Annotated in this window: 11 protein-coding genes; all 11 read right to left on the bottom strand. The window is 62.0% G+C overall.

Annotated elements, in window-relative coordinates:
- A partial coding sequence (locus ACTIE1_RS13460) for a DMT family transporter (RefSeq protein ID WP_439563440.1) occupies window positions 1-812 on the bottom strand: 812 nt, incomplete at its 3' end.
- Window positions 813-848: 36 nt separating this feature from the next.
- The gene (locus tag ACTIE1_RS13455; RefSeq protein WP_439563016.1) at window positions 849-1,616 is read right to left on the bottom strand and encodes an ABC transporter permease; all 768 of its coding nucleotides are present in this window, start codon (window positions 1,614-1,616) and stop codon (window positions 849-851) included.
- Window positions 1,613-2,410 (bottom strand): ABC transporter ATP-binding protein, encoded by a 798-nt coding sequence (locus ACTIE1_RS13450; RefSeq protein ID WP_439563015.1) that lies wholly within the window; start codon window positions 2,408-2,410, stop codon window positions 1,613-1,615. The genes ACTIE1_RS13455 and ACTIE1_RS13450 overlap by 4 nt, the downstream gene beginning before the upstream one ends.
- Before the next feature lie 61 nt (window positions 2,411-2,471).
- Window positions 2,472-3,476, bottom strand: coding sequence for an ABC transporter substrate-binding protein (locus ACTIE1_RS13445; RefSeq protein WP_439563014.1), 1,005 nt, complete (start codon window positions 3,474-3,476; stop codon window positions 2,472-2,474).
- A 256-nt stretch (window positions 3,477-3,732) separates the two neighbouring features.
- Window positions 3,733-4,707, bottom strand: a complete 975-nt coding sequence (locus ACTIE1_RS13440) for a sensor domain-containing diguanylate cyclase (RefSeq protein WP_439563013.1) — start codon at window positions 4,705-4,707, stop codon at window positions 3,733-3,735.
- Complete coding sequence (locus tag ACTIE1_RS13435) at window positions 4,707-4,946, bottom strand: hypothetical protein (RefSeq protein ID WP_439563012.1); 240 nt, start codon at window positions 4,944-4,946, stop codon at window positions 4,707-4,709. The genes ACTIE1_RS13440 and ACTIE1_RS13435 overlap by 1 nt, the downstream gene beginning before the upstream one ends.
- 44 nt (window positions 4,947-4,990) lie before the next feature.
- On the bottom strand, window positions 4,991-6,430 hold the full coding sequence (locus tag ACTIE1_RS13430) for a hypothetical protein (protein ID WP_439563011.1): 1,440 nt from the start codon (window positions 6,428-6,430) through the stop codon (window positions 4,991-4,993).
- The gene (locus ACTIE1_RS13425; protein ID WP_439563010.1) at window positions 6,415-7,491 is read right to left on the bottom strand and encodes a glycosyl hydrolase family 8; all 1,077 of its coding nucleotides are present in this window, start codon (window positions 7,489-7,491) and stop codon (window positions 6,415-6,417) included. Before ACTIE1_RS13425 ends, ACTIE1_RS13430 begins: the two co-directional genes overlap by 16 nt.
- Entirely contained in the window at window positions 7,488-9,722 is a 2,235-nt protein-coding gene (locus tag ACTIE1_RS13420) for a cellulose biosynthesis cyclic di-GMP-binding regulatory protein BcsB (RefSeq protein ID WP_439563009.1), read from the bottom strand. Before ACTIE1_RS13420 ends, ACTIE1_RS13425 begins: the two co-directional genes overlap by 4 nt.
- Complete coding sequence (bcsA, locus tag ACTIE1_RS13415) at window positions 9,719-12,106, bottom strand: UDP-forming cellulose synthase catalytic subunit (RefSeq protein ID WP_439563008.1); 2,388 nt, start codon at window positions 12,104-12,106, stop codon at window positions 9,719-9,721. Before bcsA ends, ACTIE1_RS13420 begins: the two co-directional genes overlap by 4 nt.
- Window positions 12,103-12,687 carry a hypothetical protein gene (locus tag ACTIE1_RS13410; protein WP_439563007.1) on the bottom strand — a complete coding sequence of 195 codons (585 nt, stop codon included), beginning with the start codon at window positions 12,685-12,687 and terminating at the stop codon, window positions 12,103-12,105. Before ACTIE1_RS13410 ends, bcsA begins: the two co-directional genes overlap by 4 nt.
- Window positions 12,688-12,731 lie beyond the last annotated feature (44 nt).

The raw sequence follows: 12,731 nt of genomic DNA, 5'->3' as shown, positions 1-12,731 counted from the left end.
GCAATCACCACCGCGCCCCCCACCAGCGTCAACTGGCCCGGATCCTCGCCCAGCAGATACCAGACCAGAACCGGCGCAAGGATGGATTCCAGCAAAATCAGCAATGTCACTTCCGCCGAGGTGATATAACGCGGCCCCAAGGTCATCAGCGAACTGGCGAATGTGATAAACGCGCCATGCCCCAGCAACAGCCACCATTGCGCCGGAACCGGCCCCATAATGTCGGCAAAAGGCGCCAGCACCAGCGCAGACCCAATCAGCGCCACCGGCAACAACGGCAATGTCGGGCGTCCGCGCAACTTGCGCAAGGCGGTCATGGCGGCGGCAAAACAGAAGGCCACGCCCACCGCCATCAGGTCACCATGCCAATGCGCGCCTGCGGTTTTCTGTGACCCCGCCAGAATGATGGCCATGCCCACGAACACGCCGCCCATCGTCCACATCATGCGGCGGCTTATGATCTCGCCCAGAAAAACGCGGCTCAGGATGGCCGCAAAAACCGGCATTGTGGCAATGATGAACACCACATTGGCCACGCTGGTCAATGTGACCGCCAGCACAAACCCCGTGGCCGATGTGCCAAAAAACACCACATAGGTCAGCCCCGCGCCGCCACTGCGCCAAACGCTGGCAACGGTGCTGCGCCCTTGCGTGGCCAGCACGAACAGCATGATAAAACAGCCCGATGTCAGGTTTCGCCAGAAGGCGATTGTCAGGCCATCCGCCTCTATCAGGCGCACAAACAGGGAATCGGGCACAATGAACAGGACGCCAAGGCCCGTGATCAGCAACCCTTTCAGGTGATCATTCATGCCCGCATCAAGGGGGAAGCGCGCGGCAGTGTCAACCTACCCGGGCGCGCGTTCTGCCCAGCCTGCGAAAATCTTCTCCAGCGCGACAACGAAATAATACAGAACGATCCCCAGAAACGCGAGCGCGATCAGCACGGCAAACATCAGCGGGAAATCCGAATTCGTGCGCCCGCTGTCAAACAACGCGCCCAGACCCCGCCCGTGCGGGCTGACGATTTCCATCAGGTTGGTGCCGATAAACGCCAGCGTCACAGCCACTTTCAGCGCCCCGAAAAATTCCGGCAGCGTTTTGGGCAGGGCAATCTTCCAGAAAATCGTGGCCTGCGATGCGCCAAGGCTGCGCAGGATGTCGCGGTATTCCGGCTCCAGCGTGGACAGGCCAATACTGACCGACACGGCAATCGGAAAGAAGGAGATCATGAACGCCAGCAACACAGTGTTGAAATCATGCTGGCCCACAAACATCAGCGCGACAATGGGCACCACGGTGGCCTTCGGGATGGCGTTGAACCCCACCAGCAGCGGATATAACGCATCGCGCATGGTGCGCGAAAACCCCATGATCATGCCCAGAAGCGTGCCAAACACCACCGCCAGAAACAGGCCCACCACAGTGCGCCACAGCGTCTGCCAGCCCATCGACAGGAATAGCGGCCAGTGGCGTTCAAACGCGGGCGGCAGGTCCGACGGCGCGGCCATCTTGAACCGTGGCCAGCCATTGAACCACACCAGCCATTCCCAAAACAGCAGGAACACCACCACGGCAATAACCGGCACCACAAAAGCGCGAATATGCTTGTTCATTCCGCGCCCTCCTCGGCGGGGCTGCGCCCTTGGGCAATCTGGATCTGGTGGCGCAGAATATTCAGCTGTTCAGCTGCCACAGGGGTATAAAGATCATCCAGCGTACGCGGCCCTGATGACGGCACATCCAGCACATATTGCGTGCGCGCGGGGCGGCCCGACAGCACGACCACCTGATCGGCAAGGAAAATGGATTCGCGCAGGTCATGCGTGATCAGCACGCCGGTAAACGGCTCGCGTTCCTTGACGCGGTGCATGGTCTGCCACAAGTCTTCGCGGGTGAACGCGTCCAGCGCGCCAAAAGGTTCGTCCAGTATCAACACATCCGGCTGGTGGATCAGCGCGCGGCACAGGCTGGCGCGCTGGCGCATGCCGCCCGACAGTTCCGACGGGCGCTTGTCCTCGAACCCTTCCAGACCCACAAGCGACAACAGGAAACGCGCGCGCTCCTCGGCCTGTTTGCGCGTCAGCTTGCTGGGAACAATTTCCAGCGGCAGCAGAACATTTTTCAAAATCGTGCGCCATTCCAGCAGCACAGGGTTCTGAAACGCCATGCCGACTGTGGATCGCGGCCCCTTGACACGTTCACCATGCAGCCAGACTTCGCCCTCGTCAGGTTTCATCAGGCCCGCAATCAGGCGCGTCAGCGTGGATTTGCCACAGCCTGACGGGCCGACAACTGCCACGAACCCGCCTTCGGGAACGGATATTTCCAGCCCGTCCAGCACCGGCAAAGGCCCCGCATCCGTCTGATAGGCGTGTTTCACGCCCTTTATCTCGATAAGATTCTGCATCCCGCCCCCGAAGGAATATGCACCAGCGCGACCTGCGCCGCGCTGGTGTGTTATGTCCGTATCAGTCCAGCTTGAACCCGCCTTCGGGCAGGAACGCATCGGTGAAATAAACCGATGCATCGGGTTCTGTCTGGTATTCATAGGTCAGCTTGATCTGTTCCAGCGAATTGGCGAAACGGTCGGGGTCGATAATGCCCATGCCGTTTTCCATGACCCAATCGGTCACGACCGTATCGGCCAGTGCCAGTTCAAGGCGGCGCAATTCCAGTTCGCCATCCATGGCGGGGTTGCGGCTGACCAGCGATTCAATCGCGGCTGCGGGGTCGGCAATCGTGTCCACCCAGCCCTTGGCAACGGCTTCAAGGAAGCCGGACACCGCATCGGGGTTGTCCGCCGCGAAATCGGTATTGACGATGATGACATTGCCATACAGGTCAACGCCGTGATCCGCCATAAGTATGACGGTCAGGTCATCCTCGGGCACGCCCAGCCGTGCCGTGCTCAGGAATGATGTGAAGGAAAAGCCGGTCACCGCATCAACTGTGCCTTCGGCCAGTGACGGCTCGCGCGTCGGGAAACCCACCGGCTCAATGGTCACTGTGCTTTCGTCAATGCCGGTTTCGGCCACGAAAATCGGCCATTGCGCGAATGCGCCATCGGGCGGCGGCGCGCCCAGAATGCGCCCTTCCAGATCGGACGGTTCCTCGATCCCCAGTGACTTGCGGCCCACAATGGCAAATGGCGGCTTGTCATACACCATCATCGCGCCAATCACCGGCGCATCGGGGTTCTGGTCAAGGAATTTGATCAGGCTGTTGATGTCAGCAAAGCCCACAGGGAAGGCCCCTGTTGCCACTTTGGGAATCGCATCAAGGCTGCCCTGCCCTGCGGTCACTTCCACCTCAAGGCCCGCATCAGCGAAATAGCCCTTGTCGATGGCGACGAAATAGGGCGCCGACGGCCCCTCGAACCGCCAATCCAGTGCGAATGGCATGCTTGTTTGCGCATGCGCGGACACTGCAAGGGCCGAAAAGCCTATTGCAGCGGTCAAAGTGCGGTTGAACATCCAGAACCCTCCTGTTGGTCTTACGTCATTTTGCGTAAGTTGTGTTTTGCGTGCTGTCATTGCGCGGGCGCGTTCGTCGCCATTTCCGGCACAGCATTGCCGCATTGTTGGGCATTCACGGCGGGGATGCAAGAAATTTGATCACATCATGTATGTTTGACCACAACACAACGCCATAGCCGCCCGCAACCACGGGCGGATGGGGCGCGGCAGTGCCGGGCGGATTGGTATATATGGCACCGCGCGGCGCGCGCGTTCAGGCGGCCACAACCTGATTGCGGCCCGCATTCTTCGCGTCATAAAGCGACTTGTCCGCGCGCTGCATCCATTCGTCAATGCTGCCCAGCGTATCCGTATAGCACGCAAGCCCTATACTGATGGTCAGTTTCCGCCCCGCCAGTTCCGTCACGCGCAACTGCGATACGCTACGGCGCAAACGCTCGCTTTTGGCAAGCGCGTCCTCCCGCGTGACATTGCGCAGCAGGACCAGAAACTCCTCGCCGCCATAACGGCCTATCATGTCGGTCTCGCGCAGATTGTTTTGCAACACCTTGCCGACAGCACGCAGCGCGACATCGCCCGTGGCGTGGCCAAAACTGTCATTTATCGACTTGAAATGATCAATATCCAGCAACAGCAATGCAGCGGGCGTTTTCTCGGGCTGGTCAAACTCTGCCTTAAGGCGCGCCTCAAACGCGCTGCGCGTCAACACCCCTGTCAGCATGTCATGCCGCGACACCAGCCGCAATTCCATCTGTGACACAATCACGCTTGCAAAACTTTGCAGCACGGTCACCTCCTCGTCGGTAAACACGCGCGGCATATCCCCCAGCACACAAAGCGAGCCGATGTTATATCCGTCAGGTGATCGCAGCGGAACGCCCAGATAAGACCGCACACCGGGTGCGCCGGTCACCAGCGGATTGCCTGCAAATCGCGGATCGCGCGTTGCATCCTCGACCTTCAGGGGGACATCATGCCGGATGGTATGGTCACAAAATGCAATGGATCGCGGTGTTTCGCTGGCATCAACGCCGGAGATGGCCTTGAACCACTGGCGGTCACTGTCGATCAGTGAAATTGCCACAATCGGGGTGTTCAGCACCGTCTTGACCAGTGAAATAATATCCTCGAACTCCACTTCCGGCGCGGTGTCCAGAATCTGGTACCGTTTCAGCGCCGCCAAACGGCCATGTTCGTCATTGGATTTCAGCTTTGCTGTGAATGTCATCACATGTCCTCCAGACGGATCGCTTCAAGAATTTTGGCTTCATAGCTGCGGATCAGGATATGAACGTCGTTGCGGATTTCATCTTGTGACCGGCCGGCGGCCTGCATGGCCTTGGTCAGGACAAGAAGGTTCTGGTAATGCTCGCGCAGGACCGGGACAATTTCCGCAGGAAGATCCCCTTCCCATTTCGCGACAAACCCCTCCAGTTCTGCGGCGGTATCCTTGGCGGGTGTGGGCATGACGGGTTCCTTTTGTATAGGGTCTGCGCGGGCCATCGGGCGGATCAGTCCAATGCCGAAAGGGCGTTGCGCGTCTCTCGGGTCGAAAGCTGGCGGTGCAAGGTCATGAAAATATCGCGCGCTTCGGCACGTTTCCCCTGATTCAGCAGCGCATAGCCGCGCAGCAATGCAAGGTCGCGGCGCATATATCCTGTCAGCTGTTCATGTGCCTCGAAGAAGGCGATGGCGCGCGCGTAATCACGGTTTTCATAGGCACGCACACCGCGCTGGTCCAGAATCTGCCCCTCGACCTCTATGCGCTGGTCGCGCGTCAGGTCCACACCGGCGGCCAGCTGCGCGGCCTGTTCGGTCATGTTCAATTTCAGCAACGACAACATCCAGCCATAGGCCGCATCACGTCGCACAGACGCAGAACCGCTGCGCTGTGCGACGTCACGGAAGGCGGTAATCGCCTCCATGGCGCGTTCGGCATTATACGCACACCAGCCGCGCTGGAACACGATATTCACATTGCTGGAATTGGCCGACAGCGCCAGACATTCCGCCCATGCGCCGCGTTGTGCCGCACGTTCGATTGCGTTTTGACCACCCGCGGGCGCGGCGGGTTGCGCAGGCGTGGACGGGGCCGCAGGTGTTGGGGCAGTTGGGGCAGTTGGGGCTGGTTGCGGGGATGCGGGGCGCGCGGGCGGGGCCTGCTGCGCTGTCTGCGGGACGGGCGCATCCTCCAGCGCGATCACCTGCAGATCATTGCCCCAGCGTGCCGGTTCCTGCCGGCCTGCGCGCAGCCGGTCCTCGGTCTGGCGGACCAGCGCTGCGATATCTTCATGCTGGCTTTGGGCAAGATCGGACAGCGCCGCCAGTTCATCAAGGCTGGAAACCGCATCGGCTTTTTCCAGCGTGGCAACCACAATTCCACGATCCGCGCAGGACCGCAGAACCGACCGGAATATGCCGATAGCCTGCACGGTATCGCCTTGCATCAGGTATATATCTGCAAGTTCCCATGCGTTATTGACACGTTCGCAGGCCAGCAGCGCGGGAACTGCGCGCACGATCCCGATTGCGGCGCCCGCCTGCCCTGCCTCGACTGCCGCTGTGAATTCGGCCTGCCCTTCCGACAGCGCCAGCAAATCCATCATGTCCGCAGGGGGCGACCATTCCGCAAATTCCCTGTCGGTTTGCGCAATCAGGTCGCGCGCGGCGTCGAAATCGCCTGCTTCGATCAGACGGTAAATCTGGTCAATGCTGGTGGGGCCGCCGGTATCTTGCAGTTGCGATATGTCGGATGGCGGCGTCCAGTCGGGAAACTGCGCCTGCAACCGGCGCAATTCGGCCGAGACCGCCAGATCATTACCCTGATCCAGATAGAACCGCAACGCTTGCAGATCACTGCCTGACGGGCTTTGCGCAATAGCGGGCACGCCCATGCCCAAGACACAGGCAAGCGCTATGATCCTGCCAAGACTGCTCAGATAGGTCGGCATGACGACAAGAACTCGATTTGGGCCAGCAGCACAAACATGTGCAGCGTGGCCGGGTAATAAGGTTGATCCACAGTGAAGGGCGGAATGGCCGCGCCCATGCCGCCGTGAACCGCGCAATCGGCCAGCGCCGCAATGGCGCGGAACCCTGCATCACCGCTGGTTTCCACAATCGCGCCGCTGGTGGCGTCCAGAACAGTCGCCGCCTGTCCGCGCGGGGCCTGCGCCATTGCAGTGGCCGCGCGTGTCACTGCACGGTGGGACATATTGCCCGACCACATCAGGAACAGCGGTATGCGGATGGCCTCATATCCGGAATGCGCGGAAAACCCGTCAGCGGCACGCACCCCGCCCGGCGTCAGTTCCAGCCAGTCGGGCACCAGCCCTTGGGTGGCGATCTGGTCCATCAGCGCCAGTCCTGACAGCGCGACCTGTTCCAGTTGCGGCTGCGCGCTGGCTATCGCCAGATCCCGCAACGCCGCTGGCATGACATAGGACGGGTTGAAGATGACGCTGCCCGCCGTGTCGAACCCGTATTCGGCAGGCAATAACACTGGCGTATCCGGCTGGTCCGGACGCGGGACCACGCATTTTTCCACCAGATCGGCCGCAATTCCGCGCGCGCGTTCACGCCATGCCGCCGTTCCGAAACGCGCGGCACCAAGCAGCAACGCCCATGCATAGAACAGGTCGCCATCGCTGGCATTGTTCATGTCGGGCACCCGTTCGGGGGTATCGGGCAGCCAGCGCCATGCCAGCAAATTGTCCGCGCGTATTGCAAGATTGGCATCCGTCCATTCCGCCATGCGCCGGAATGCATCCCCGTCGCCCATTTTCGCGGCCAGAACCATGCCATAGCCCTGCCCCTCGGAATGGCTGGCGGCACGCTGCGGCCCGTCAATCACCCGCCCGCTGAAATCCAGATAGGTGTCGCGCCATGCCTGCCAGAGCGGCCATAACGGCTGCAAGGCGTCATCGGCCTGCGTCTGGGCATGCAGCGCCGGCGCACCCGGCACGCACAGGCTTGCGGCAGCGGCGCTGGTGAAAAAGGCACGTCGTTTCATTGTTCGGGCTTTCGTGTAATCTTCAGGATCATCAGCGCAATCCCCGCCGAGAGGGTCGCCAGCGACAACACCACCCCAAGGAACAGCCACGGTGACAGGGTTGCATAATTGCCCAGAACCGCGCGCAGGTTGCTTGCGCTGACCGGCTCTTGCAGGATCAGCGGGCGCTGCGGGTTGGTCCAGCTGCGCCACCCCTCGCCCTCGATGAAAAGGGCAACCTGACCCGTAGGCGCATCGCGGCTGGCGGCCAGCGATTGAATAATGGTCGATGGGGTGGCATGCGGGGCGAATATCAGCCAGATATGTTCCGGTTGGTGCGGGTCGGGTTGCACCAGTGCGGCCTGTGCTTCTTGCCCATGCAACCAGTCAACCAGCCCCGCAGTATCCCCGAATAACAGCGCGGCCCCCGTCTGGCGCAGCTGCGCGGGCCATTCGGCCACCGCCCCCAGACGCGGCAGGCTGAACAAGCCCGGCGCGCGGTCGACCATATCCCATGCGGTTGCAGGGGCCGTATCGGCGACAGGGCGAATGATGTCCAGACTCAGCGCGTCCTGCAATGCGCGCAGGGCCTCGCCCCCAAGGGGGTCATACAGGTCCGGCAGGTCGCCGGTTGTTCCCACAGTCAAACGCACATGGGGGCTGCGCGGGCCGTTTCCCCATTGGGGCTGGATCAACGCTGACGCGATCTGCGGCACCACACCGGGTGCAAGTTGCTGGGCCGCGCGCGGGGTGGCCAGAATATTCTGTGGGGCCAGCATTGCCAGCGACATATCGACAGAAGGCAACAGCATGGACGGCGATTGCGGCACGAACAACCGGCTGCCTTCCGATATTTCCAGAACCGGCCCCTCCATCGGCGGGCAGGCCATATGTGGCGGGTCACCGGGGATCAGGGCCTCGAATTCCAGGCGGTTCGCACCGGCACGCAACAGGTTCGCCCCGAAGGCAATGGGCAGGCTGGGCAACCGCTCGCCGCCCGCGCGATCAAGCGGCAGCATGCGCACAGGGGTTCCATTCACCTTGACCAGCAACAACGCGCCTTCGGGCAGGTTCGGCGCGAAACGGTAATCCAGCACCAGCTGCGCCTTTTGCGATGCCAGCAAGGCCCAGTTCCACGGCAGGGCAAAATCGACCGGCATCAGGATATACCGCCCCTGCCCCATCAGGCGCGGCGTGCCAAGTTCGGCCAATGTCTGTTCCCGCCCCGGTGTCACTTGCGCCAGCTGCGGTGCCGCCAAGGGCTGGACCATATCCATCAAGGACGCGCTGATCGCCGCATAATCCGAATCCCGTTCGACCAGCAAGACAATCGCCCCGTCCCCGCCCCGCATGAAACGCGGCTGTGCCAGCCCTTCGCCCTGCGGCAGGGCGGTCAGCCGTGCCAGTTCCGGCCGCGCAGGGGCCTGCACCCAATAGGGTGCGCTTTCAATCTCTGGCGGGGTGCCGCCCAGCGCGGCCGAAACCTGCCCGATAAACGGGGCCGCATCCAGCAACGACGCATCCGGATCAGGCCGCCGGACAGTAATGGCCTGCCCGCGCGTAGCCTGCGCCGCAACCGCCGCCAGAAAGCCCACCGGATCGGCCCCGAAACTGTCGGCAGGCATCAACACACCGCTGTTTGTCGTGTCAATCTCGGTCCATAGGGCAAACGAGGCATCCGGCCCGCAGGCAACGCGGTGGGACTGGCGCACGCGCAGTTCCACAATGTTGCGTCCGGCCTGCAAAACCCCGTCCGGCACAGGCAGCGTATCACGCCCGAAATCGCCGAAATTGTCAGGGCGCACGGCCCCGATATCGACATCATTGACGATAACCCGCAGGCTGGAGCGTTCGGGCAATGCGTCAATGCCGGTGCGATGGGCAATGCGCAATTCCGCCCCGTCCGCATCTTGTGGCAGAAACAGGATGAACCGCGCCTGCGCGGCCTCGCCACTCAGGGGGATCGCAGTTTGGGCGCCCGCGCGCACTGTGACGGGGCGCAGCGGAACCAGAACATCCGTGGGCGCGGCAACCTCATCTGGCGCGGTCCCTTCGCGCCGCCGGTCGGCCTGTTCCGTGACCGGAGGCCTGTCCGGCGGTTGCGACAAGGACATATGCGGCGAAACAGTCGGCGCGGTGTCGGTGATCTGCGGGTCCAGCTGGATCAGCTGCGCCATGGCCGATGACGGCACAGCAAGGCAGAACACCCCCGCCAGCGCCCCGCAAACGGCCCATGCACGAAAGGTGGTCATCGCGTGTCCCCCTTCCCGTCGGTCAGAATGAAATCCAGCCCGTCCGCACCGCGCGGCTGCGGTTGCGCCTGACCGGGGGGCGGCGCAGGGTCAAAATCCTCTCCGAAGGCCAGCAAATGCACTGCGGCAGGATCATGCGAACCGACCGTGCGCAGCTTGCGGCGGCGTGCGGGCTCGTTCAACAAATCCCGCAAGGTGCGCGGAATGGACATCACTGCCAGCCGGAACACATAGACCAGACCGGCAAACAGCCCTTTGGGCCGCGTCTCGTCCTCTCTCATCCGGCGCCAGTTCTCGCTATCGGCAAAAATCAGATAGGCCACACAGGCCCGCGTCTGCACCGGCTGGTCCGCGACAAACCGCAACCCGATCATCAACCCTGCGGAATTGCGCACCACGGATTGAACTTCGGTCTGCACATCACGTTCCAGATGTGGCGCTTCCGCGAAACTGGGGCGCAGGGTCAGTCGTGCCCCCTTGGCCAGCTCCATGCAGCGCGCATAATCAGGGCTGTCATGCGCGGGCATGCGCATATCAACACGCACCCCCCCAGTCGAGGCGTCACTGACCACCGCGTGCAGTTCAAAATCACCCCCGCCCCCGTCCTGCGCAGCCCGCAACACAGCCGGTGTGGACATTGCGACGCGCGGTACACTGCGGCGCTGCCGCCTTTCCGCAACAGCCCCCAGCGCCAGCCCCGTCAGCAGGAAATTGAACAACGCCCAACTGCCCACCACCTCGATTGTGGTGCGGTCCCCCGGAAAGGCAAACCAACGAAACACCGCAACCGCCAGCCCCAATGCCAACAAGGCAAACAGGCCCAGCAGCGGCTTGTAGATCGGCGATATCGCATCGCTGTCAAGTGTCTCGTCCTTGGCGGTCACTGCAAATGTCGCTGCACGCGGCCGCCAGATGGTTTTCAGGATCTGTATGCCCAGATAGGGGGCCTGCGCCACCTCGTACACTTCCGATATCAGCGGCCAGCGCACCCGCGCAAACAGGGCATTCTGAACCAGAAAGCTGACCAGCAAATAGCTGACCATATAGGCCAGCACCTCTGCCCCTGTCGCCACAAAGATTTCCAGCCCGAAAAACAGATAGAACAGCGGAATGACCAGAAACCCGATACGCACCAGCGGAAACAGCCAGAAACTCATGGAATTGATATAGCAAAGCCGCTGCTGCGGCTTCAGCCCCCGCCGGAACAGCGGGTTTTTCAACAGCAACATCTGGATCATGCCCGTGGCCCAACGCCCGCGCTGCTGGATAAAGGTTGCAAATGTCTCCGGCTGCAAACCCGCGATCATGGCGCGGTTGACATACATGCTTTCCCAGCCGCGCGCATGAATATCCAGCGCTGTCTCGGCATCTTCGGTGATTGTCTCGCCCGAAAATCCGCCCACATCGTCCAGTGCCGCACGGCGCAGCACCGCCGCAGACCCGCAAAAGAACGCCCCCTGCCAGCGATCCAGCCCGCGATGGATATCGGAATAGAACATCTCGTTTTCCGCAGGGCAGTCACGCGCAAGCCCAAGATTGCGCTGCACCGGATCGCTATTGATGAAAAAATGCGGCGTCTGGACCAGAAACAAACGCGGGTTATGCACGAAATACCCGACCGTGCGCGCCAGAAAATCGCGGCTGGGCACATGATCGGCGTCAAACACCACCACCAGATCACCGTCCAGCCGCGCCAGTGCCGCGCTCATATTGCCCGCTTTGGCATGCTCGTTGCGCGCGCGGGTGCTGTACATCACATCCAGTTCGGCGCACATTTCCTGCAATTGCGCACGGCGCGCACGCGCAGCGGCCGCAATTGCAGGGTCGGCATGGGCGCAACGCTGGTCGGTGCCGCCGTCATCACACAGCACAACCCGCAGCTTGTCAGCCGGATAGAAGATCTGCTTGGCCGCCGAAAGCGTCACGCTCAGCATCTCGGGCGGCTCGTTATAGGACGGGACCAGAATATCCACCCTCGGCAGATCCTCGGCGCGCACACGCTTGGGCAAGGGGTGGTCGATCGGGTCGGCATTGATAAACGCCGTCAGGAAAAACACGCCAATCGCATATGTCTCGATGGCAAATAACAACACCGCCACCGCAAAAGAGACTGGCGCATCCAGCGATGGCAGCGTCTCCGTCAGCCGCCATATCCAGTAGCGCAGGATCAGCAACGACGCGACGGCCAGCAACACCAGACGCGCCACGATCACCCCGCGCGCGAAGGGCTTCAGCACAATGACAATTGCAACCGTGACCATGCCCAACAGGGCCTGAACCTGCGTTGATGTGGGTGTCGCGGCCAGCACAACAACCGGCACCATCAACAGCACCCAGAACAGGCCCAGAAGCCATGCCAGTGACCTTGTCCCCCCGCCCGTCATGGCAACGGCGCCGCAAGCGGTGTCAGATTGCGCTGCGTCCGCTGGCCCGGCACGCGGGCGCGGGCCGGATAGGCAACAATATCAGGGGCCGCAGGCGCAAGGGCCGCTGCGGCATCGCCACGCACACAGTTGCGCATGACCATATCAACCGCACCGGCCTGACGCGGCAATATGCGTGTTGCAACACTCAACCGGCGCAGCGCCAGAACACATGTCGTGCCTGCCCCGTCACTCCATTCCGCCCAGCTCAGCGCGCCTGCCTCATCCTCGCGCCCGCGCATCGCGGACAGATCGTCCTGCGCAAACGGGTATGGCAGGCCGCCTGCCTGCTCCAGCGCGCGCTCCATCCGGATCACGCCGGGGGAACTGGACGGAACCAGCCGCAGGAAAACGAAGTTATCCCCCTGCAAAACCGTGGTATTCGCCAATGCGATGCGTTGCTCCACAACTGCGCCCGCACGGCGTTCCATGACCAGCCCCGCCTCGGGCAGGGCAATCCACGCAGTCGCCGCCGGTATCACGGCCCATTCGGTGCGCGAAATCTGCGCCTGCAATTCGCGCTCGGACTTGGGCAGGCCCATACACCCTGACAACAAGGCCAGAAACGCCCCCAATATCAGGGGCG

It is taken from the genome of Roseinatronobacter sp., assembly GCF_051859525.1.
Classification (GTDB): Bacteria; Pseudomonadota; Alphaproteobacteria; order Rhodobacterales; family Rhodobacteraceae; genus Roseinatronobacter.
The sequence above is the reverse complement of the archived record's forward strand: the minus strand, read 5'-3'. Positions and strand labels throughout refer to the sequence as shown.